Below are 22108 nucleotides of genomic sequence, written 5' to 3'. Positions count from 1 at the left end.
GCATTTCTCGCTGTTCGATTTTTTCATCGTCGCAGCGCTCATCGGCATATTCTGCTGCGGGCTGCTTGACGGCGAAACGACCCTGAAGTGATTGGGCGCCGAAGGGCGCTCAGAGATATTCCCGGCATATCGTCTGCGGCAATCTCATGCAGGCAGACGCGGGTTTGATTTGCGCTCGGTTCGTTTGAAATCACGGCGCGACCCCGCTGCCCGCTACGCATGTTGCCAACAGTAGCCAGCACTTCCAGCCTCGACCGCCTCACGCACATTAACGTTACGTCAACCATTTTGTTGCGGCGCCCTCACCTTTCGCTATGGGTGTGCGCATGCAAACCTTTCTGATAAAATCGCGTGATATAGAAGCGCTTCACTACAATGCCGATGCCCGCCTGCTGCTGATCAAATACAGCAGCGGCGACATTCGCAGCTTCACCGGCGTTTCGCCGCGGGCCATGCGACGGCTGCTCGGCGCTGGTCCCGAAATCGGTAGCGGGTCTGGATCAAGCGATCTGGAATATCAGGCGCAAATCCGCAAGGGCGGCCTGAAGGCGCTTCACCGCCTCAGGGGAATCAGTCCGTCGCAGTTCGATTTTTCGGCCCGCCCGCGGATCTGGTAGCCGTGCGTTTCAGACGCGACGCCTCGTCGCTTAACCGGCCGCAGCCAGGCGGTATACGTCGTGTGGAAAATTTTGGAGGCCTCGCCCGGAATTGAACCGGGGTACAAGGATTTGCAGTCCTCTGCGTCACCACTCCGCCACGAGGCCTCACGCGCTCGTTATCTGAGCCGTGGCGAGCGTTTAGAATGATCGTAAGGAAATCGCAAGAGGGCATTTCGGAAAAACGCCATTCCGCTGCTGCCGAAAAGGCCATTTTCCCATCCCGGAACGGCGCGGGCGCAGGCTGGGATTTCCATGGCCGTGACGATGCCCTATTTCCTGCCAATGTTTGCATTTGAAACGAATTGTCAGCTTGACGATCGTGCTGTTGGCCTCATATTGCCCCCGGGAGGGTGATAGGAGCTGCAATGGATTGGGCTGCCCTCAAATCGAAGCACGTGCATGCGGCATACGACGCCGACAGCCGGGATCTCCACGTAAAATTCCCGGGTTCTCCACCAGTGAAACATGCGGATATTCCGCCGCACGTCTACCAGAACCTGCTGGAAACGAGTGATCCGCACTTCTATTACAGTTATTATGTTGCGCCTTCCCGCGTATCACGGGGTGGGCGACATCCGGTCTCGGTCTCCCACGCGCTGAAGCTCGTCCTCCTGCTTGCCGTCTGCAGCCTCCTCATGGTGACCAGCCTCGATCCGGGTCCCAGTGGAGTGTTCGAGGAAAGCGAACTCAGGTCGAATTAGGCCCAAATTCGCATAGGCGGCGTGCCCGGCTCAATCGCTGGGCCTGCGGCAAGGCGACTGGCTGCTGGGTCGACATTGTCGGTTCTGTTCTGATTGCGATAACGGCGATCGTCGCGGTGGCGATCGTTGCTGCCATCACGCTCGTTCCGGCCGTTGAAATTGCGATAGTTACGAGGTCCGTTATAGCCGCCGCCTTGACCTTGGTCGATCACGCATCCCTCGGGACGGCGGCAGACGCCGCGAGCGTCAAAACCCCGGCTGTCGAGGGCCTCGGCAGGAACGCTTGAAAAAATCGCCGCCGCTGACACAACGACGATAAATAATGCCTTCATTTCCTCACCTGGACCAATTGGCGCGTTTTCATTTTACAATCCATAAACCATGAAGGCAAAAGCCATTCAGGGTTTCGCCAAATCTTTCTGGAGATGACTGTCAGCCAGCCGGGTCCCGCCGCCTGTGCCACCAGACCACCAGCCGCCGCCGAAGCCTGCGCGCGACAGGCAGATCGTGCGAAAGCACCAGGAGGCCGAGCGGCAGCATCCAGAATCCCAAGATTGGCAGGAAGCCTAAGAACCCGCAAAGAATGAGGGCCACGCCGATCGCCATCCGCGCGATGCGCGAACGGGGCATTCCGATGCTGAAGGAGCCGAGCATAAGCCTGCCGCTTGCATGATCGATGCCGAAGCGCCCCGCCCGCTTTTTGGGCCTTTCGCCGGCCCTCGTCTGTTCGCGATCATTCCGATTCGTCATTCCCCAGAGATGGGCACAGGCATCCCAAATACAAGTTCATTTCATTTTTTTGAAAAAACCGCTTGGCAAATCGGGCAAGCATTTGTATTAGCCCACTCACACCGCGCCAAGCAGTGATCCCTGGTAGCTCAGCGGTAGAGCATTCGACTGTTAATCGACAGGTCGCCGGTTCGAATCCGGCCCGGGGAGCCATTTTCAAGTTAATCGCCTGTTTCGTTGAGAAATCCGAAGACAGGCGTTTTCTTCTCACTTTTAGCCCTAAATCAGCATCCCCCTAATCCTTGCGAAAATCCACAAGACGCATAAATTCAATCCATCGGATAGCTTTTGCTGGTGACCACGGATGAACTGGCACTGTGCTGATGCAATCAAAGAAAGGTCGGGTCGAACGCTCCCCCCGACCTTTTTTTGTTCAGACGCCGGAAACAAAACGCCCGCCGAGTTGCTGCTCGACGGGCTGCTGTGGTGGTGTGGTGAGGTCAGGCCGACGCGACTGTGACCGGGTTACTGCCGACTAAAAATCGAAATACACGGTCACACCTGACCGACGACGATAGCCGTAATCGTTGCGATAGCCGTAATCGTCGCGATAGCCGTAATAGTCGCGATGCCCGTAATACCGCGGACGGTAGCACGAACCGTAGTACCGGCAGTCGCGGTAAGCGTACCGGCGGTTCTTCCAGTGGCCATACGCATATCCATTGCCGTGTCGACGGTGTTTGACCTGCTCGACGTCGGCGGTGTGCATTGCAACTGGTTTCGGCACGACGATCGGCGTGGCGTTTAGCGGCAGGGCAAAACATGCAGCCAAGACTGTGGCTGCGACTGCGGGAAAAAGCTTTTTCATCGGCGCATCCTTTCAGGCTCCGAGTCTGGGTTAATAGGCATTAACCTGGCATGAACGGCTCTCCGCTGTGGAATTTCCAGAAAGACACCAGCCGCCGCGCCCTAGTGTCGGAAGGGGTGGTGATCGCGCCGGCCATCGGTGTTGGAGGAGCGGAGGTCACGTCAATGTGGCGTGAAGTGCCCCCCGCTGTTGGCCTGGGCAGCGGCCGAAAGGAACCGAGCGCACCCATAAAGCTGAGAGCCGCCCGGCCGCGGCGCCGTATGAAGCGGCGTCGCTCGCCTGCCATCGTGATGGTCACGATCCGGTTCAAGCAAAGCAAGACAGGGGTCAAGCTAGTCATACCCCGTGTTCCTGTGGACCACTCGCTCCTGGCCCGTGGCCGCATCAAGAGACCGCGATCGGCAACGTTCTGAGAGGCCTGAAAAGTTCTCATGCTGCGAACTTGGCAGACGCTACTTCGCCCTAGCACAGAGCACCACTATAACATTGCAGACGTCTTCACCGGATTGCGCGACTCGAAAACAGCAGCGGCGCTTCACCTGCGGTAGCCAAAGAACCGCCAAGGGTGTAGAGCCCATCGCATGGCCCTAGACCCACTCAAAGCACTCTCCGACTATTCCGAAGCCGATTGCACCGTGCAGTTCTGGATTGCCGACGCGCCCGCGGTTGAATTCAAATCTCTACAGGCCGCCGTGAGTTACGCGAAAAACAATGGCGGTCGATGGCAGCAGATCGAAATCACGGTGCACTTGCCCCGCGAGGATATCGTTTACGCAACCGATAAGGTGCACCAGTTGATCGATGCATTGCGCCTTCACGGCCAGTGACATTGTTGGCATAGTCCCAAAGATCCAGGTCGCGAGAGAACAGCGTGGCCGCGGTCGTGTAAGCCCTCGTGGCGCCGGCCTTCATCGACGGCGATACCTCCGGGGCTGGTCGTCCTGGCGTTCGTCTTTAATGAAAGCGAAACGACGAACCGGCCGGCCTTTGCGTTGACGGTCGAATGATGTAGAGGCTGAGGCAGGACGCGACCGCCATTAACTTTAGAATGGGGTCGGGCGGCAGATTGACGTCACGTCGCTGCCACGAGATCACGTGGCCGTTCTCTCTTGATCATTGGAGCGTGGGAACCGCGCTCGCAGCTCCTTTTCAAACACATACTACCGCCACAGCAACCGGATAGGCTCAGTCATGGCTCTCCGTATGGCAATAGGAATTGGAATAGGCGCCGCGGTCGGCCCGATTCTGTTCGACGACGTCGCGATTGGCATCACGTTCGGGGTTGCGCTCGGCGCTGCCGTTGGGGCTACAATCAAACGGAAATGACGTCCGGGCGCGATCGCGATCCTATTGGCCAACGCTCCCGACTACGGAGCGCCTGCCTGACTTCTCCCCCATACTCCCGTTCTGTGCAGACGCGAGCCGCCTGCCTTTAATAGCTGCACGAACGACCGTCGCCGGGTCGGAAGCCATCGGCGCAGGCCGGATTCATGGAATCTCCCGGCTGATATCCCGATGCTGTGCCATATGAATTCGGCGGTGTCGAGCAGGCCGAGATCATGGCGGCAAGACTGATTGCTCCGGCTGCTACAAATGCCCGAAATCTGTTCATTGATGCTTCTCCAGTTTACGCCGTGACGCCATCATGAGTGCCTGTCCCTTGGGAGCAGCGGGAGGAATTTATCTTGCCCCCAAAGATATAGGCGCGTTGCTCGACTGGCGTTAGCGGGAGCGTCCAAGATTTCGTCGATCTTTATCATCCGCGCCTGAAGATCGTCGACGATCAAGCCGGCCGGGAACAAAGGCCGTGGTTCAAAGTTGAGTGGCATTAACAACGTAACGTCAGTTTCTGACAGGAGGTCTCTCATGGGTCGCGGTATTCTACTTTGGCTGCTCGGTGTTCCACTGCCTATCATCATTCTTCTGGCTCTGTTTATGCGATAGGAACAGATATGTCGGTTTCAATGACAGGTTCCGGAGAGATTGCCACTCCGGTCGAATCCTCCAAATCGGCTATGACATGGGGGCCCATCTTTGGGGGAGCCGCGGCAGCCATTGGCGTGACGCTCATCCTTTTGCTGCTCGGATCCGGGCTCGGGCTGACCATGGTGTCGCCCTGGTCGGGACAAAGCAGTTCGCTCGGGACACTCGGTGTGACGGCGGCAATCTGGCTCGTTCTCGTGCAATGGCTCTCTTCGGCGCTCGGAGGCTATATTACCGGACGGCTGCGGACGAAATGGGCGGCTGTCCACACTGATGAAGTTTTCTTCCGTGACACCGCGCATGGTTTCTTGAGCTGGGCTTTGGCGACAGTCTTCGTCGCCTGCTTTCTTGCATCGTCGCTGACCTCGCTGGCCGGCGCAGGTGCACAAGCCGTGGGTTCAGCGGCACATGCCGTGGGATCGACTGCCACTGCCGCCGGTACAGCAGCAGCATCGTCGGCAACTTCGCCGGTGGATCTCTCCACTTCCTATTTTACCGACGCACTGCTGCGCCCCGATCAGGCGCGAGCAGCGGCCACATCCAATGATTCCGCGGCAACATCGGAGGTGTCTCGCATCCTGCTCAACGGCGCCGCCGAGGGCAAGATTCCCGATGACGACAAGGCCTATCTTGCCACCATCGTCTCTTCTCGGACCGGTCTTTCCGAAGCCGATGCACGCACCCGCGTCGATGCGGTGTTGAAGCGTATCGACGACACCAAGGTTGCCGCCCAGAAAGCTGCCGATGAGGCACGCAAGGCGGCCTCCACCACGGCCCTGCTCGGCTCGCTGTCACTTCTGATCGGGGCTTTCATCGCCTCTGCCGCCGCAGCGTTTGGCGGATCGCAACGCGACGAAGAGGAAGATCTCATCGTCACTTCCCGGCGCTAAAGGCCCGGGTGAACTCGGGGCGCGGGGTCGAAAGGCCGCGCGCCCTATTTATGTTGTCTTGTTTGAAACGCAGCCCTTCGCCAGGTTGCAGTTTATTTTGCGGCGAGCGGAACATGTGGCCATTTTTGAGCTTCGGTTAAGTCAAACCTTTTCCGGAGAAGATAGATGGCCAAGAAGACGTCCAAGATCTCGCCCTCGGACAGTGCAACGATCCATGATCAGAAACTGCATCGCGGTGCAGGCGGTGAGCTTCATCAGTTTGCCGAAGACGGCATGCCGGTGTTGACCACGGCTCAAGGCGGCCCCGTCTCCGACGATCAGAATACGCTTCGCGTCGGCGCCCGTGGCCCCGCCCTCATCGAGGACTTCCATTTTCGCGAGAAGATTTTTCATTTCGACCACGAGCGCATCCCCGAGCGGGTCGTCCATGCGCGCGGTTACGGCGCCCATGGCTACTTCGAAACATACGAATCGCTGGCCGCCTATACCCGGGCCGATCTTTTCCAGCGGCCTGGCGAAAAGACGCCAGCCTTCGTACGGTTTTCCACAGTTGCCGGCAGCAAGGGTTCCGTTGATCTGGCGCGCGACGTTCGTGGTTTCGCGGTGAAGCTCTATACGCAGCAGGGTAATTGGGATCTGGTCGGCAATAACATTCCCGTCTTCTTCATTCAGGACGCAATCAAATTTCCCGACGTCATCCATTCCGTGAAGCCGGAGCCCGACAGGGAATTTCCGCAGGCGCAGTCGGCGCATGACAATTTCTGGGACTTCATCACCCTCACCCCCGAAAGCATGCACATGATCATGTGGGTCATGTCGGACCGCGCCATCCCGCGCTCCTTTCGTTTCATGGAGGGTTTCGGTGTTCACACCTTCCGCTTCATCAACGCCGCCGATGAATCGACCTTCGTCAAATTCCATTGGAAACCGAAACTTGGCCTGCAATCCGTCGCATGGAACGAGGCGGTCAAAATCAATGGTGCGGATCCGGACTTCCATCGCCGCGACCTCTGGCAGTCGGTCCAGTCAGGAAACTTCCCGGAATGGGAGCTCTGTGTCCAGCTCTTTGATCAGGACTTCGCCGATACGTTCGACTTCGACATCCTCGATCCGACGAAGATCATTCCCGAGGAGGTCTTGCCGGTCAAACCGGTCGGCCGTCTCGTGCTCGACCGAATGCCCGAAAACTTTTTCGCCGAGACCGAGCAGGTCGCCTTCATGACGCAGAACGTTCCGCCCGGCATCGATTTCAGCAACGACCCGCTTCTGCAGGGACGGAACTTCTCCTATCTCGACACGCAGCTGAAACGTCTGGGTGGTCCGAATTTCACCCATCTGCCGATCAATGCTCCGAAATGTCCCTTCCACAATTTCCAGCAGGATGGCCATATGGCGATGCGCAATCCTGTCGGGCGGGTCAATTACCAACCGAACTCCTGGAATCAAGGGCCACGAGAATCGCCGGTTCAGGGCTATCGTCACTTCCCCGCCGAGGAGCAGGGTCCCAAAGTCCGGTTGCGGCCGGAAAGCTTTGCCGATCATTACAGCCAGGCCAGGCAGTTCTTCATCAGCCAGACACCGCCGGAGCAACGCCATATCGCGGCAGCGCTGATCTTCGAACTGAGCAAGGTCGAGACACCTGTCATTCGCGAACGCATGGTCTCGCATCTGATGAACATCGATGAGACCCTGGCCAGCAAGGTCGGCCACGCGCTCGGCTTCAAATCGATGCCGAAACCTGCCGATGCCGCCATGCCGACGCGGCAGGATCTCGAGCCGTCGCCGGCGCTCAGCATTATCGAGCGCGGTCCGAAGCGGTTCGAAGGACGCAAGCTCGGCATTCTTGTCAGCGATGGTACCGATGCCGCTATCTTCAAGGCGCTGCTTGCTGAAATCACCGAACAGAGGGCAAGTTTCGAAGTGATCGCGCCAAAGATCGGCGGCGTGACGCTCTCGGACGGCAATTGGATCGAGGCGCATCAGATGATCGACGGAGGACCCTCGGTGCTCTACGACGCCGTCGCGCTCCTCCCCTCGTCGGCGGGAACGAGTGACCTGCTGAAGGAGGCCACGGCCCATGATTTCGTGTCGGATGCCTTCGTGCACTGCAAGTTCATCGGCTATGTGGAAACAGCGCTGCCACTCATGCAGAAGGCCGGAATTGCCGATTCACGGGATGAGGGCGTGATTGCGCTCGGAGCGGCTGGGGATGTATCGGCCTTCGTCAAGGTGCTTGGCAAACTGCGTGTCTGGGGCCGCGAACCCTCGGTCAAACGGAATTGACCGCCGCCATGGGAATGATTTGTCGCAATCTAAAACCCGCGTAAACGCGGGTTTTATACCGTATGAGGCACGCAATTTATTGAAACTAAAGCGCGTCGCATCAAACTTGATTCATGCGACGCGCTTTAGTCCTTTGTTTTTATGCATGTCGTTATCCCGGAACCGCTGCACACTTCCGAGCGACATGCATTAAGTAATGGAAACTGCTTCGATCTGTTCCATCTTCCGTCCAATGCGCTGTGGAGAGCCGTATGCGCTGGTGCTTTCGACAGATCTCCGACTTAGCCGTCTTATGGGCAGGGCATCGTGTGGTCCCTGTCACGCTGGTCGCTTTCGTAGCCACATGGGCGGCAGTCGGCCTGAGTTTTTCCTTCCCGCGGCAGTGGCTTCTGCTGACCAACATGGTCGGTACAGCTATTATATTTTTCATTTTGCTGCTGGTGCAGCACTCGCAAAATCGGGACATGGCGCTCCATGCAAAGCTCGACGAACTCATCCGATCAAGCAAGGCAAGAAATCACTGGATTGCGGCTGAGAAGAAAGATGCCGACGCCATCGAGGAAATGCGCCAACAACACCACGACCAGATCTCAAAGACAATGAACTGAAGCGCGTCGCACGGAGGCGGTATGCATCAGGCGGATGCCGCCTCTGCGGCAGACTTTTCATCCGCTTTTTCCTCGACGCAGTCGGCTTGCGCGGCAAGCGTCTTGCTCATTTCCCTGAGTTCCTCCTCCTCCAGCTTTTCGATACCGACAAACTTGTTGGCGGCCTGGCTCGTCAGGATGAGTTCGTCAAGCTTGGCCTGGACCGCCTTTCCGTCGCGGTTCTGGCTGTTCTGCAAGACAAATACCATCAGGAAGGTGATGATGGTCGTGGTTGTATTGATCACAAGCTGCCAGGTTTCAGAATAGCCGAAAAACGGGCCGGAGATCGCCCATGCAAGTACGAGCGCCAGCGCCGCTACGAAGGTGAACGGCTTTCCCGAGAAATCGGCGACGAGGGTTGCAAAGGAAGAGAAGAAGTTGGGTTTGTTCGACATCTGAAAAGCCTCGCTGGATCGCAGCATCAATGCCGTCAATCGACAACATCAACGTCAAATCCGGGCCGAAGTTCCTCGCCGGTGAGCCGTCAGCGCACCCGGAAACACGGCCAACTCAGAAAATATTGTGCAGCGCAGCAACTTTTTGCTAGTGTAGGCGTTTGGTTAAGCATCACCGCCATCCCGGCTGCTGATTGGCGGAGACTTTTCATGAGATCTATGTCAGACACTCTCGCACGCCTTGCTGCGCTGCGTGGAACGCTTCGCCCCCAACCCACGCAGGACAATTCCGATCTTGTCGCCTTGGAGGCGTTTGGCGCAAACCCGGGTGCTTTGGGAGGCCATACCTATCTGCCGACGAAGCGCGGGAAAAACATGGCGCTGGTCGTCGTCCTGCACGGCTGCATCCAGACTGCCGCCGGCTATGATATCGGGTCGGGGTGGTCGCGATTGGCCGAGGACTATGGCTTCGCGCTACTGTTTCCCGAGCAGCGACGGGCAAACAATCCAAACCTCTGCTTCAACTGGTTTAACCCGGAGGACACAAGACGCGATCACGGCGAGGTCTCTTCCATTCGCCAGATGATCGCAAAACTCGTTGCCGAACACGGTATCGACAGCCGGCGCGTGTTCGTGACGGGGCTTTCGGCCGGTGGCGCCATGGCCGCCGCCATGCTTGCCACCTATCCGGAGGTTTTTGCCGGCGGCGCGATCATTGCGGGCCTGCCCTATGCAAGCGCCGCGACCATTCCCGAGGCATTCGACCGAATGCGCGGCCACGGCGGTCCGACGGCAGAAGAACTTGAATTGCGGTTGAGAAGCGCTTCAGGGCACAAAGGTCCCTGGCCGACATTATCACTCTGGCAGGGAACCGCCGACAGAACCGTCGTGCCAGCCAATGCGAATGCGATCGTGGAGCAATGGAGAAATATCCACAGCGTCGACGCATCGCCGTCACGCGTCGAGGATATCGGGCGACATCAGCGAAGGGTGTGGACCGATGCTCATGGGGTCGAGGTGATTGAGCTTTATACGATTGCCGGGATGGATCACGGCACTCCGCTCGATGTCGGCACCGGCTACGGGGCAAGCGGCCCCTTCATGCTTGACGTCGGAATTTCCTCGACGGTGGAAATTGCCAGATCCTGGGGTCTGGTTCCCTCGTTTGAAAAGCGACTCGTCGCCAAATCCTCTGCTGCGCAACCGGAAAACGCCACGGCTCCATTCGCCGCGGAGAGCGACCGTGGCGGCATTCAGAAGGTCATTGAAGACGCCCTTCGATCCGCCGGCCTGCTGCGGTAAAGCGACAGACCGAGAGCAGCCCTGGCTGCTATGCCGTCATGCCAGGATGACCGTCGGAAGCCGGCGAGATTGCGCTATCGGTTTTGGGACTTGGGCAGTGGCCCGTTTTGATGGCTGAGGACGAGTTCGATCTGGACATCCTGCTGAAACTGCAGCACCCGCTGACCAACGTCGCTCTCCGGCATCCCGGCTGCCAGAAGCTGATCGGCGAGCCTGCGGCATTCGGCCCTCCAGAATTCTATTGCCTCTGCGCCGTGTCGGCGGCCGAGTTCACGGGCGCAGCGCTCGATATTGGCGGTTCCGGTTGCAGAGGGAAAAGCAATAACCCTGCCTTCACTACGGGCGGCGGGGCGGCAGGTCATTTCAGTAGCCATTGAACACAGGTTCCTTTGATCCTATTCGTTGTCTACGGGACTATGGTTAATGCTTTCTATCGTTCGTATCGGTTCCTTTTGACGAAGCAGAATTTGCAGCCCACGGCCGTCAGTCAGCCTCGCCTTCGACCTTGACGCCGGCACGCCGATGCGCCGACAGTCCGTGTCACGATCGACACTCCAGGCACAGAGACCACTGATGACGATGACCGTTCCCCGCAATTTCCTGAAAAGCCTGTTCGACGCGGCGGTTCGCGCCGCCGATCCGATAACCGGCATCAAGGCAAACCTGCCGGATCGGCCGAAGGGAAAGACCGTGGTAATCGGCGCCGGCAAGGGTGCTGCGCAGATGGCGCGGGCGCTTGAAAGCGTCTGGGATAGACCGCTCGAGGGTCTGGTGGTCACCCGCTACGGTTACGGCTGCGAGACAATCGATATCGACATCATCGAGGCTGCCCATCCGGTGCCCGATGCGGCAGGCCTTGCCGCGGCAAGGCGGCTGATGGAGACGGTGAACGGACTGACGGAAGACGATCTGGTGATCGCGCTGATCTGCGGCGGCGGCTCGGCCCTGCTGCCCGCCCCGCCGGAGGGGCTGGCCCTCGAAGACGAGATTGCCCTCAACGAAATGCTGCTTGCCTCAGGCGCGCCGATCTCGGCGATGAATGTCGTGCGCAAACATCTCTCGACCATCAAAGGCGGGAGACTTGCGGCAGCAACCAAAGCAAGGGTCGTCAGCCTGATCGTCTCCGACATTCCCGGCGACAACCCGGCGCATGTCGCCTCCGGGCCGACCGTGCCTGACGGTTCGACGCGGCACGATGCGCTGGAGATCATCAGGCAATATGGATTGCAGCTGCCGCAGGCGGCGCTCGACCATCTGAACTTGCCGAAGGCCGATGCACCGCGGCCGGACGATCCGGTCTTCCTACGGCACGAGCATCATATCATCGCCTCTGCCGGCGTGTCGCTGGAGGCCGCTGCGGCCCTGGCGAAGTCGCAGGGGATCGAGCCCGCCATCCTTTCGGATGCGATCGAGGGAGAATCGCGCGACGTGGCGCGGGTGCATGCGGCCATCGCCCGCGAGGTGCTGGGCCGGAACAGGCCGTTTTCGAAGCCGGTCGTCATCCTTTCCGGCGGCGAGACGACGGTGACGCTCCGAGCCAAGGGCGGCAAAGGCGGACGCAACGGCGAATTCGCGCTCGCCATGGCGCTTGATATCGACGGACAGGAGGGTATCCATGTCCTTGCCGCCGACACGGACGGGATCGATGGCTCGGAGGATAATGCCGGCGCCTTTGCCGATGGTGGCACCGTCAAGCGCCTTCGTGCCGCCGGGCTCGATCCGCGCCGGCTGCTCGACGGCAATGACAGCTATTCCGGCTTTGCGGCCACCAGCGACCTCTTCGAAACCGGCCCGACCGGAACCAACGTCAATGATTTCAGGGCTATCCTGATCCGCTGAAAGCCGGCCAATGGCAGCGATGGTGGATCAGGTTTTGATCCGCCCCTGCCCGACCAGCCATCCCACCGCCTCCTGCACCGCCTGCTGGGACGTGTACCTGGGGGTGTAACCGAGCAGGCGCCGGGCTTTGGCGATCGAGCAATTCGGGCTTCGGGCAATATGCTCCCACGTCGCCTTCGCATCTTCGGCCGTCTGGCTTTTGGCCCAGGCATTGAATGGGGCGAAGGTGAGCTTCGGCTCCTGCCCGAACCACCGCGACATGGCTTCGGCATAACCGCGAAGCGTCAGCGCCTGCTCCGAAACCGCGTGGAAACTTTCCCCGATCGACGCATTCCTGTTGGCGATCGCACCCATGAACATCGCCGCCACGTCATCGGCATGGACGTGATGGACAGTCTCCAGGCCGAAATGGGGCAGCGCCAGGGTCTCTCCCCGAGCAAGGGTTGAAAAGACCTGCAGGTTGAAATTACCGGCAGGATTGAGCGGCGCCCATCCGGGACCGACAATATGGCCGGGATGGATGATGGTTGCCGGAAAGCCGTGAAGCCTTGCCTGCTGCAGCAGATAGGTTTCGATCGCCGCCTTCTGGATGCCATAGTCACCGAAAGGAGACTTCGGCGCCTCTTCCAGTGTCGGCACGGCACTGGCGTGGCCGTGTGTCCAGATCGTGCCGGTATGCAGGAAATGACCGACATGCCCCGATAGTGCCGTCACCAGATGCTCCGCGCTCTCCAGCGTGAAGCAGATCATGTCGATGACGGTGTCGGCTTTCAACTCACGCACGGCCGTGCCGAATTCACCGGTCCGTTCCATCGCTGCCCGATCCATCCGACGCTGATCGACGGCAGCCCAGGCGCGGTTTTCCGTGTAGGGCTTGGCGGCGCCGCGGCTGATCGTGACGACGTCGTGCCCCGCCTCAACCAGACGAGGAACGAGATAGGTTCCGACATGGCCCGTTGCCCCGATGACCAAAACCCGCATTGTCGTTCCTCCCTTTGCATGATCCGCGGCGACTATGCTGCGCCGTGCCGCGATCCCGCAAGCGGAGTTTTCGCCAAGATGGGAAAGCGGCCCCGCTATCGATTCTTGAAAACAAGGCAGGTGCCGCCGTGACTGCGGATCTGGTTGCAGAGGTTGTTGGCTTCCGGGCGCGTCTGCCGGCCGATGCGGGCAGCATAACGCGGGCGAAAGCCGAAGCTGCGATCACGCTGTCGCAGGATCAGCGGTTGCTCCGCATTGAGCGGCGCAGGCAGATCCTGCACCGAATCGAGAAACATACGCCGGGCCACCGCGACATCCGCGTTCGCGGCAAGCTGGACGCCCCAGGGCGCCCAATCGCCCTCCGGACGCCAAGGCGTGTCCTTCAATATCCGGCGTTCGGCAAGCGCCACGCAACCCTCGAGAAAGGGCCTGTCCTTGTCGAGCGGGGCGGCCGCATCTTCCGGCGGATTGTCCTTCCACTCCTCCACCGTATGAGCGGTGATCGCCATGACGTAGCCGCGCGTCTCGTAAGGTAATCTTCCTGACGCTAGGTAAGAAGAAAGGCCGTTTTCGCCGGCATTGTAGGCAGCGGCGGCAAGGCCGAGATTGCCGAAACGATTGCGCAATTCATCGAGATACTGCGCCGATTTCCGCAGGGCTTCCAGCACCTGGTAGCTGTCCTCAAGGCCGCGCAGTTTCGCCGTTCCGGGCATGAACTGCGCAATCCCCTGCGCTCCCTTAAAGCTCACGGCATCGGGGCGAAAGGTGCTTTCGCGCCAGATGAGACGGGCGAAATAATCCGGCGGCAATTGATTGGCGCTGGCGAAATGCTCGATCGCGACGCAAAGGTCGCGATTGAAATTGTCCTTACGGATGCAGAGTGTCTCGCCCGATCCCGACGCCGAAGGCCCGGAGTAGAGACAGGCCGGCTCGGCAGCGCTTTCTTCCGGCTGGGCTTTTCCACTGGCTGCGGCGGAAAACAGAAGGCAGAGCGAAAGCATGGCCTTCGCCGTTCTCCTCCCAATGCCGGACTGACGCTTTCGCCCTATCATCGGATCTCAGCAGGTTCGACTTCCATCGCGACGGTGATCCTAGATAGCATCGATCAAGGCGCGAAGCTTGCCATTTCCGCAATGCCCGCACGAAAAAGCCGCCGCGCCAGATGGCCGCGGCGGCTTCAGGAAAGCTTTGAATACAGCGGTCAGGCCGTCGGTTGCTTGGTCTTCCGGAGATACGGCAGAACCGTATCGAAGGAGCCAAAACGCGTGATTGCGTCTTCGTTGGAAACCGCTGCGGTGATGATGACGTCCTCGCCCTGGTTCCAGTTCGCCGGTGTCGCCACCTGGTGCTTGGCCGTCAGCTGGATGGAATCGATGGCGCGCAGGATCTCGTTGAAATTCCGCCCCGTCGTCATCGGATAGGTGAGGATCAGCTTGATCTTCTTATCGGGACCGATGATGAAGACCGAACGCACCGTTGCGTTGTCGGCGGGCGTGCGGCCTTCCGAGCTCTCGCCGGCGCCGGCCGGCAGCATGTCGTAGAGCTTGGCGACCTTGAGGTCCTTATCGCCGATCAGCGGATAATCGACGTCGAAGCCGGTGGCGGTCCTGATGTCGTTCTTCCACTTGGCATGGCTTTCCACAGGATCGACGGAGATGCCGATGATCTTGACACCACGCTTGGAAAAGTCCCCGGCCAGGCCGGCCATGGCGCCGAGCTCGGTCGTGCAGACAGGCGTGAAATTCTTCGGATGCGAGAACAGGACGGCCCAGCCACTGCCGATCCAATCATGGAAGCTGACCGGTCCCTGTGTGGTGTCGGCGGTAAAATCGGGAGCAATATCGTTGATGCGTAAGCTCATGGTCGGCCCTCCAAAGCCTTGTGTTAAATCTTGATCATCTCAAATCGAGGCCATGGGATCCGTCCGCCGGAAGCGGTCACGAGATTGCGGTCAACAGGATCGCACCGGCCGAAGATAAAAACTTCCCATTCCAGGATTTTAAGTACGTCATATACCACGATCACCGAAGGCATGCTCTTTCGATTTCAGGCCTACGGCGGCATTATTTTTCCGATGCATCCGAGCGATGACAGGGCCGATATTTCAATCGGCCTTATCTGAAACATCAGGGGTCCGCCCTGCCCTCATTCAAGCCGCCTGCACGGTTTTGATCCTGTCGATGCCGCCGACAATAGGCGCGAAATCGGCCCAGACGCCCTGCGCGCCCTTCTGCCATTCATCGAAGGCTTCCGGCTTCAAGAGCTTGCCGCCATGGCCAAGCGCCGTCTCGACGGACTTCACCTCGTCGTCGACGATCAGCTGGTTGAAATAGGTGGCGCCTTCGCTGGAAGCCTGCTGGAACACCGCCTTCTGCTCGTCATTGAGGCCAGCCCAGAAGGTCGAGGAATAATAGATGACGCCGGATGCCCAGATGTGGCCAGTCTCGGTCATATCAGGCACGACCTCATAAAGCTTGAAGCCGGAATAGGCCGATTTGGTCAGGTCCATCGCGTCGGCGACGCCGGTTGCGAGCGCATTGTAGGTCTCGGTGATCGGAATGCCGATCGGTGTCGTGCCGAACGCGCTCCAGAGCTTGGTGTGCAGCGGGCTCTGGATGACGCGGATGCGCTTGCCCTTGAGTTGCTCGGGCCGCGTCACCGGTTCCTTGGTCAGGAGATGGCGGGCGCCATAATTGATGAAATCGCCGACGACGAAATTCTGCGCCTGCAGCCTCTGCTTGAGATCGGCACCGACATCGCCGCTGACGGTCCTGCGCACATGGTCGGCATCGCGGAAGAGGAAGGGCAGATCGAGGATCTGCAATTCCGGCGCCCAGCCGGAGAGCGACGAGACCGTCGAGAGGCTGGCCTGGATCGAGCCGAGGCGCACGCCCTCGGCCACTTCCTTCTCGCCGCCGAGCGCGCCGTTCCTGACGATATTGAACTTGAACTGGCCGGGAAGCTTGGCTTCGACCAGTTCGCCGATCTTCACCCAGATCTTCGTTTCCGGCTTGTCGTCGTTAAGCAGCGAGGCAATCGTGATCGTCGTCGTGCGGGCGGCGGCCGTGCGGACGAAAGCGGGCGCCGCGAGCGCCGTTCCGGCGAGCGCTGCGGTCTTCAGGAAATGGCGTCGGTTGAGATTGTCCATGGGGTTGTCCTGTTCGTTAGACGATGATGGCCCAGGCGCAAAGGATTGCGAGCGAGACCAGAAGGGCGAGCAGATAAGGAACGACGGCCCGGAAGAGCTCTGAGGCGGGAATGCGGGTGACGCCGCTGACGACGAAGATCAGCATGCCGAGCGGCGGCGTCAGTCCGTGGATCATCAGGTTGACCACGATGATCACGCCGAACTGGATGGGATCGATGCCGGCGGCAACCGCTGCCGGCAGCAGGATCGGGCCGAAGAGCAGGATCGCGGCACCGATGTCGAGAACGAGACCGACGACCAGCAAAATGACGTTCGACAAAAGAATGACGGCAAGCGCGCTGCCGCCGAGCGCCGTCGTCAGATGCGAGATCAGCGAGGACACGTCATCGACCGCCAACAGGAAGGCGAAGGGGCCGGCCGTGCCGATCAGGAGACCGATCGCCGCTGCCTCGACCGCCGCCTGACGAAAGGCAACATAGAGCGAGAGGAAACCGAGGCGCGCACCGATGCCGAGCAGCAGCGTGTAAAAGGCGGCGAGTGCTGCTGCCTCCGTGGTCGTGACGATGCCGATACGGATGCCGACGACGACTATGACGCCGAGGCCGAAGGCGGGGATCGCCTGGACCGCCGATTGCCAGCGCTGTCTCGCGGTCGCGCGCGGCAACGGCACCTGTTCGGTGACCGTCAGGTGAATGGCAACCGCCAGGCATATGGCCATCAGGCAGCCGGCAAAAAAGCCGCCGACGAGCAGTGCGCCGACGGAAAGATTGGTCGCCGAGGCAAGGATGAGAAATGCGATCGACGGCGGGATGATGTTGTCGAGAACCGATGTCGAGGCGATGATCGCCGCCGCCTGCGCCGGTCGATAGCCGTGCTTGACCAGTTCGGGCTGGAAGGTCGACGCGCCGAAAGCGGCATTTGCGACCGAGGAGCCGGAAGCGCCGGAAAAGAGAACACTGGTCAAAAGCGTCGTCTGCGCCAGTCCGGCCCGGCGATGACCAACCATGGCGGCAGCAAAACGGACGAGCTGATTGGCGACGCCCGAAGCCGTCAGCAGGCCGCCGACTAGCAGGAAGAAGGGAATGGCGAGCAGCAGGAATTTCGATATGCCGGTGACGGTCGAGGAAACGATCGCCGCTTCCGGCAGGCTGCTGCCGAAGGCGATGGCGACATAGGCCGCGGCGAGAAAGGCGTGCGGCAGCGGCGCGGCGAGCACGAGACCGATCGCCGCGATCAACCCGAGGAAAATGCTTGGCGGCCAGTCGAGATCAATTGAGATATGCGGGATGCCGGCATAGAGCGCGACGCCCAGCGCAAGCGAAAGCGTTACCGGCAGGACCTTGCCGTCGGCGATACGCTGCAGAAGCAATACGACGAGGATCAGCGCGCCGCCGGCGCCGAGGAAGCCGAAGCGGATCCATTCCGGCAGACCGAGCGTCGGCGAGATACCGCCGAGCATCGTCATGATCTGGTTGCCGCCGAAACTCAGGATCAAGGCGGAAAGCACGGTGAAGATATCGGCGCCGATCCGCGTGACCTTCTGCAGGCTTTCCGGCAGCATCCTGACGAAAACGTCGAGGCGCATGGCAAGCGCGCTGTTGAGGCTGAGCGGCGCGCCGAGTGCGATCAGTGCCACATGCAGCCAGACTCCGAGGTCCTCGGCACCGATGAAGCCGGTGCCGAGGAAATAACGCAGGCAGACCGTGACGAGCACCATGAACAGCAACACGGCGAGAACGGATGCCGCGGCAATGCCGAGGATCGCTTCAACAGCCCGCAGCGCCCGCGCCGCAAGCCCATCGTCCCCGACCCGTTCGATCGGACGAACTTCACTGGTGGCCAATAAACCTACCTTCTGCCCAGAGGATCTGGCACTCCTGATCCTCAAAAAGATCGCGGTCGAGAGCGTCACGCCTTTTCGCCGAAACGGAGCGCTTCCTCAAGCGGCAACGGGCCAGAAAAATCGGGCTATCGACATCGGTCTGTTGAATGGAGAAGCCCAAAAGTGCAGCATTTGATTGTTTTTTAGGCATTTGCGTTGATGCACGTTTTTCAGGCGACACCTTGCCAAAATTGCTGCAGTGCGTCATCAATGAATAATGACGCATCTCGATCTGACAATTCTGGTGATCGACGAAAATGCCATACGCGCCTCCATCATCGAAGAAGGGCTGCGCGAGGCAGGGCATGCGCGCGTCACCGTGGTGCATGAGGTCAACGGCATCGCGCGAATCATCGAAACACTGACGCCCGACGTAATCATCATCGATATCGAAAATCCCAACCGCGACATGATGGAGCATCTGTTCCAGCTGACGCGCACGGTCAGCCGGCCAATCGCCATGTTCGTCGATCGCTCCGACACGGCCTCGATCGAAGCTGCGGTCGATGCCGGCGTCTCGGCCTATATCGTCGACGGATTGAAGAAGGAACGTGTCAAGCCGATCCTCGACATGGCCGTCAGCCGCTTCAATGCCTTCAGCCGGCTGCGGCGCGAGCTTGCCGATGCCCGCTCAGCGCTGGAGGAACGCAAGCTCATCGAGCGCGCCAAGGGCATATTGATGAAAATGCGCGGACTGTCCGAAGAAGAGGCGTTCGCCCTGTTGCGCCAGACAGCGATGAACGAAAAGAAGAAGATGTCGGAAATCGCCCAGAGCGTCGTCACCGCCGCAGGGCTGTTGATGTAATGGCCGACGTTCGTGAATTTCCGGAGGAACCGGAGTGGATATGATGACGAAGGCGACGAATTTTAGCGGCGGGCTGCCCTCGCCCGTGCGCGTGAACAACGAAGGGCCGAAAGTGCTGCGGGCCGGCTTCATTCCGCTCGTCGACGCATCGGTGCTGATTGCGGCGGCAGAATTCGGCTTTGCGCAAAAGGAAGGCCTGACGCTCGATCTCGTCAAGGACGTCTCCTGGGCGACTGTCCGCGACCGCCTGGCATTCCGCCAGTTCGATATCGCCCACATGCTGTCGCCGATGCCAGTCGCCTCCATGCTGGGTCTCGGCTCCAATCCCTCGCCGACAATCACGCCGTTTTCTCTGGGACGCGGCGGCAACGCGATCACGCTGTCGACGCGACTTTTCGACAGGATGCGAAATGACGCGGGATTGCCGGAAACGGCAAATGCGCTCGACAATGCGCAAGCTTTGGCGAAGACACTGGCGGCGATGAAGATGCGCGGCGAGCCGCTACCGACCTTCGGGGTCACTTATCCCTTTTCCTCCCATAATTACGAATTCCGCTACTGGCTGGCGGCTGGCGGCATCGATCCCGACAGGGACGTCAAGCTCGTCGTCGTGCCGCCGCCACTGACTTCGGACGCGCTTGCAGCCGGCGCGATCGACGGTTTCTGCGTCGGCGCGCCGTGGAATATGGTCGCCTCGGAGCGCGGCCTCGGCCGCATCGTTGCCGCCAAACAGGATATCTGGCCATCGGCTCCGGAAAAGGTGATCGGCATGCGGCCGGACTGGGCGGAAAGCCATCCGGAAACCGTTTCCCGGCTGATCGTGGCGCTCGACGCCGCAGCCCGCTGGTGCGACCGGCCGGACAATCACGACACGCTGGCGGCAGCACTTGCCGATTCCCGCTATATCGCCGCCCCCGTCGAGATCATTCGCCGTGTTCTCGCCGGCGAATTCAGCCTCGATGCAAAGGGCAACCGCCGCGTCATTGCCGACTATTTCATGTTCCATTCCGGCTTCGCCAACTATCCCCGGCCAAGCCATGCTCTATGGATCTACAGCCAAATGATCCGCTGGGGACAGGCCGAGGCCAGCCTCAACAGCGCAAGGGCCGCCGCATCCGCCTATCGCCCCGATCTTTATCGCAGAGCCCTCGGCGACGACAACGCACCCGATGACGCCGATATCCGCATCGAAGGCAATGACGAAGGCGACCGCTTCATGGACGACCACGTCTTCGATCCGACGCGATTGCCGGACTATGTTGCGGGCTTCGCCGTTCGGAGCACCCTGCCCTTCGCTTCCCACAGCGATGAGACCTGATCGACAGGCCGGCCTGCACAAAACGCCAGCAATGATCTCCGTCCGCCCCACCGCAACGCACAAAAAATTTGCACGATTTTTAGTAGCCCCAAAAACGAGCAGACGACAGACTTTTAAAAATACTGTTTTTATTCAGTGCCTTGATATGAAAACACCAATCTGGCACACAGCTTGCAAGGTTATTAGCGCGCAGATCAACGACGATCAGCACAATGAGCGCGCATTAGGCGCTCGCGCAAAACAGAGACATTGCTCTTCAGATTGAAGACGTAGGTCCTACTGACATGAATTCGGCGTCCAACGACGGGCGCCACCAGCAAAGCCGCTGATCAGGATACTTCGCGCACCTCGTGTATGCGCGGCCTGGCCAGCGGCTTTTTTGTTTTAACCCCCAACAATGGATCGGCACGACCTCGTCGGGCCACGGAGAAGCCATGTCCGTCATCGAGAAAGCAGAGCCTATGTCCGCCGGCGAACCAGCCAAAGCATTGTGGATCTCCACAGCCGCCTTCACCCTCTGTTTCGCCGTCTGGACGATCTTTGCGATCATCGGCATCCGCATCAAGCAGGATCTCGGCCTGAACGAGGCGGAGTTCGGATTACTGGTCGGCACCCCGGTCCTCACCGGCTCGCTGGTGCGCATCGTCCTCGGCATCTGGACAGGGCGTTACGGCGGCCGTCTCGTTTACACGATCACCATGCTGGCCGCCGCATTGGCGACATTCCTGCTCTCCTACGCCCAGACCTATTCGCAGATGCTGATTGCCGGTCTCGGAGTCGGGCTTGCCGGCGGCTCCTTCGCGGTCGGTGTCGCCTATGTCTCGCCCTTCTTCCCGGCGGAAAAGCAGGGAACGGCGCTCGGCATCTTCGGCGCCGGCAATGTCGGCGCGGCCGTGACCAAATTCGCCGCCCCCTTCGTCCTGCTGGCATGGGGCTGGCAGGCGGTTGCGGAGATCTGGGCCGTCTGTCTGGCGCTGATGGCAATCGTCTTCTGGTTCACCACCACCGATGACCCGGCCTTCCGTCTTCGCCGCGAGCGCGGCGTCGCCTCCAAGAGCCTGGCTCAGGAATTCGCGCCGCTGCAGAACGTTCAGGTCTGGCGTTTCTCGCTCTACTATTTCTTCGCCTTCGGAGGCTTCGTTGCCCTGTCGCTGTGGCTGCCGCGCTATCTGGTCGGCGTCTACGGCTTCAACCTGGAAACGGCCGGGATGGTTGCGGCCTGCTACTCGATCCCGGGCAGCATCTTCCGCGCCTTCGGCGGCGTGTTGTCGGACAAAAAGGGCGCACGCAGCGTCATGTATACGATGCTGGCCGTATCGGCCGTGGCCACCCTCATTCTGTCCCTGCCGGCCGCTACGATTACGCCTGCCATTTTCATCGTCGTCATCTTCGTGCTCGGCTTCTTCATGAGCCTCGGCAAGGCCGCCGTCTACAAGCACATTCCCGCCTACTATCCCGAAAGCGTCGGCGCCGTCGGTGGCATCGTCGGGATGATGGGCGGCCTTGGCGGCTTCATCTTGCCGATCGCCTTCGGCCTGCTCAAGGACATGACCGGCCTATGGTCCAGCTGTTTCCTGCTGCTCTTTGCAATCGTCGTCGCTTCTCTCATCTGGATGCACCTGTCCGTAAAGCAACTGTCGCGCCAAGGGCACTCCGCGCCCGTGGCTGCAACCTGATC

The 22108-nt window shown here is 60.0% G+C and carries 24 protein-coding genes and 2 tRNA genes; 13 read left to right on the top strand and 13 right to left on the bottom strand.

Annotated elements, in window-relative coordinates:
• The first annotated feature begins 314 nt into the window (after positions 1-314).
• The gene (locus tag HJB89_RS17265) at positions 315-617 is read left to right on the top strand and encodes a KTSC domain-containing protein (RefSeq protein WP_221150272.1); all 303 of its coding nucleotides are present in this window, start codon (positions 315-317) and stop codon (positions 615-617) included.
• Between the two features lie 73 nt (positions 618-690).
• Here HJB89_RS17265 and HJB89_RS17260 read toward each other — a convergent pair.
• A tRNA-Cys gene (locus tag HJB89_RS17260) sits at positions 691-764 on the bottom strand.
• 260 nt (positions 765-1024) lie between these two features.
• On the opposite strand from HJB89_RS17260, the gene HJB89_RS17255 reads away from it, so the two are divergent.
• Positions 1025-1360, top strand: coding sequence for a KTSC domain-containing protein (locus HJB89_RS17255; protein WP_207583955.1), 336 nt, complete (start codon positions 1025-1027; stop codon positions 1358-1360).
• Here HJB89_RS17255 and HJB89_RS33255 read toward each other — a convergent pair.
• Together HJB89_RS33255 and HJB89_RS17250 are read right to left on the bottom strand one after the other, a co-directional pair.
• Positions 1357-1692, bottom strand: a complete 336-nt coding sequence (locus tag HJB89_RS33255) for a hypothetical protein (RefSeq protein WP_207583954.1) — start codon at positions 1690-1692, stop codon at positions 1357-1359. The two genes, HJB89_RS17255 and HJB89_RS33255, sit on opposite strands and share 4 nt — an antisense overlap.
• Positions 1693-1792: 100 nt before the next feature.
• On the bottom strand, positions 1793-2110 hold the full coding sequence (locus tag HJB89_RS17250) for a hypothetical protein (protein ID WP_207583953.1): 318 nt from the start codon (positions 2108-2110) through the stop codon (positions 1793-1795).
• Between HJB89_RS17250 and HJB89_RS17245 the strand changes: the two genes are divergently transcribed.
• Positions 2030-2227 carry a hypothetical protein gene (locus HJB89_RS17245; protein ID WP_207584408.1) on the top strand — a complete coding sequence of 66 codons (198 nt, stop codon included), beginning with the start codon at positions 2030-2032 and terminating at the stop codon, positions 2225-2227. The genes HJB89_RS17250 and HJB89_RS17245 overlap by 81 nt on opposite strands.
• A tRNA-Asn gene (locus HJB89_RS17240) sits at positions 2228-2302 on the top strand. It abuts the gene before it with no gap.
• 322 nt (positions 2303-2624) lie between these two features.
• On the opposite strand, the gene HJB89_RS17235 is transcribed toward HJB89_RS17240, so the two are convergent.
• Positions 2625-2957, bottom strand: a complete 333-nt coding sequence (locus HJB89_RS17235) for a hypothetical protein (RefSeq protein ID WP_207583952.1) — start codon at positions 2955-2957, stop codon at positions 2625-2627.
• Between the two features lie 581 nt (positions 2958-3538).
• Here HJB89_RS17235 and HJB89_RS17230 point away from each other — a divergent pair.
• Complete coding sequence (locus HJB89_RS17230) at positions 3539-3784, top strand: hypothetical protein (protein ID WP_207583951.1); 246 nt, start codon at positions 3539-3541, stop codon at positions 3782-3784.
• Between the two features lie 605 nt (positions 3785-4389).
• Here HJB89_RS17230 and HJB89_RS33250 read toward each other — a convergent pair.
• Entirely contained in the window at positions 4390-4569 is a 180-nt protein-coding gene (locus HJB89_RS33250; protein WP_246762740.1) for a hypothetical protein, read from the bottom strand.
• A gap of 340 nt (positions 4570-4909) precedes the next feature.
• Here HJB89_RS33250 and HJB89_RS17225 point away from each other — a divergent pair, with 340 nt between their 5' ends.
• The 3 genes from HJB89_RS17225 to HJB89_RS17215 all read left to right on the top strand — a co-directional run bounded on the left by HJB89_RS17225 (position 4910) and on the right by HJB89_RS17215 (position 8721).
• Entirely contained in the window at positions 4910-5830 is a 921-nt protein-coding gene (locus HJB89_RS17225) for a hypothetical protein (protein ID WP_207583950.1), read from the top strand.
• A 165-nt stretch (positions 5831-5995) separates the two neighbouring features.
• Positions 5996-8113, top strand: a complete 2118-nt coding sequence (locus HJB89_RS17220) for a catalase (protein WP_207583949.1) — start codon at positions 5996-5998, stop codon at positions 8111-8113.
• Between the two features lie 251 nt (positions 8114-8364).
• On the top strand, positions 8365-8721 hold the full coding sequence (locus HJB89_RS17215) for a low affinity iron permease family protein (protein WP_221150270.1): 357 nt from the start codon (positions 8365-8367) through the stop codon (positions 8719-8721).
• A 26-nt stretch (positions 8722-8747) separates the two neighbouring features.
• On the opposite strand, the gene HJB89_RS17210 is transcribed toward HJB89_RS17215, so the two are convergent.
• Positions 8748-9155 carry a low affinity iron permease family protein gene (locus tag HJB89_RS17210; RefSeq protein WP_207583947.1) on the bottom strand — a complete coding sequence of 136 codons (408 nt, stop codon included), beginning with the start codon at positions 9153-9155 and terminating at the stop codon, positions 8748-8750.
• Positions 9156-9365: 210 nt separating this feature from the next.
• Here HJB89_RS17210 and HJB89_RS17205 point away from each other — a divergent pair, with 210 nt between their 5' ends.
• Positions 9366-10457, top strand: coding sequence for a PHB depolymerase family esterase (locus HJB89_RS17205; RefSeq protein ID WP_207583946.1), 1092 nt, complete (start codon positions 9366-9368; stop codon positions 10455-10457).
• A gap of 74 nt (positions 10458-10531) precedes the next feature.
• Here the strand turns inward: HJB89_RS17205 and HJB89_RS17200 are convergent, their stop codons facing one another.
• The gene (locus HJB89_RS17200) at positions 10532-10831 is read right to left on the bottom strand and encodes a DUF6074 family protein (protein ID WP_221116309.1); all 300 of its coding nucleotides are present in this window, start codon (positions 10829-10831) and stop codon (positions 10532-10534) included.
• Between the two features lie 199 nt (positions 10832-11030).
• On the opposite strand from HJB89_RS17200, the gene HJB89_RS17195 reads away from it, so the two are divergent.
• Positions 11031-12296 carry a glycerate kinase gene (locus HJB89_RS17195; protein ID WP_207583944.1) on the top strand — a complete coding sequence of 422 codons (1266 nt, stop codon included), beginning with the start codon at positions 11031-11033 and terminating at the stop codon, positions 12294-12296.
• Positions 12297-12323: 27 nt separating this feature from the next.
• Here HJB89_RS17195 and HJB89_RS17190 read toward each other — a convergent pair whose 3' ends face one another.
• From HJB89_RS17190 to HJB89_RS17165, 6 genes are all read right to left on the bottom strand, one after another.
• Positions 12324-13277, bottom strand: coding sequence for an NAD(P)-dependent oxidoreductase (locus tag HJB89_RS17190; RefSeq protein WP_207583943.1), 954 nt, complete (start codon positions 13275-13277; stop codon positions 12324-12326).
• Positions 13278-13372: 95 nt separating this feature from the next.
• Positions 13373-14329, bottom strand: coding sequence for a lytic transglycosylase domain-containing protein (locus HJB89_RS17185; RefSeq protein WP_207583942.1), 957 nt, complete (start codon positions 14327-14329; stop codon positions 13373-13375).
• Between the two features lie 149 nt (positions 14330-14478).
• Complete coding sequence (locus HJB89_RS17180; RefSeq protein ID WP_207583941.1) at positions 14479-15138, bottom strand: peroxiredoxin; 660 nt, start codon at positions 15136-15138, stop codon at positions 14479-14481.
• 288 nt (positions 15139-15426) lie between these two features.
• Positions 15427-16425, bottom strand: coding sequence for a TRAP transporter substrate-binding protein (locus HJB89_RS17175; protein WP_207583940.1), 999 nt, complete (start codon positions 16423-16425; stop codon positions 15427-15429).
• 16 nt (positions 16426-16441) lie between these two features.
• On the bottom strand, positions 16442-18268 hold the full coding sequence (locus tag HJB89_RS17170; RefSeq protein ID WP_207583939.1) for a TRAP transporter large permease subunit: 1827 nt from the start codon (positions 18266-18268) through the stop codon (positions 16442-16444).
• Positions 18255-18533: a hypothetical protein gene (locus tag HJB89_RS17165; protein ID WP_207583938.1), complete on the bottom strand. Its 279-nt coding sequence runs from the start codon at positions 18531-18533 to the stop codon at positions 18255-18257. Before HJB89_RS17165 ends, HJB89_RS17170 begins: the two co-directional genes overlap by 14 nt.
• Between HJB89_RS17165 and HJB89_RS17160 the strand changes: the two genes are divergently transcribed.
• The 3 genes from HJB89_RS17160 (at position 18525) to HJB89_RS17150 (ending at position 22106) form a co-directional block, all read left to right on the top strand.
• A complete protein-coding gene (locus tag HJB89_RS17160; RefSeq protein ID WP_207583937.1) occupies positions 18525-19112 on the top strand; it encodes an ANTAR domain-containing response regulator in 588 nt (195 codons plus the stop codon). The two genes, HJB89_RS17165 and HJB89_RS17160, sit on opposite strands and share 9 nt — an antisense overlap.
• A gap of 34 nt (positions 19113-19146) precedes the next feature.
• Positions 19147-20430, top strand: coding sequence for a CmpA/NrtA family ABC transporter substrate-binding protein (locus HJB89_RS17155; protein WP_221116307.1), 1284 nt, complete (start codon positions 19147-19149; stop codon positions 20428-20430).
• A gap of 434 nt (positions 20431-20864) precedes the next feature.
• Positions 20865-22106: a nitrate/nitrite transporter gene (locus tag HJB89_RS17150; protein WP_207583935.1), complete on the top strand. Its 1242-nt coding sequence runs from the start codon at positions 20865-20867 to the stop codon at positions 22104-22106.
• Positions 22107-22108 lie beyond the last annotated feature (2 nt).

The sequence above is a fragment of the Rhizobium sp. NZLR8 genome (assembly GCF_019685025.1).
Taxonomy (GTDB): domain Bacteria; phylum Pseudomonadota; class Alphaproteobacteria; order Rhizobiales; family Rhizobiaceae; genus Rhizobium.
This window is presented reverse-complemented; position numbering and strand designations above follow the sequence as displayed.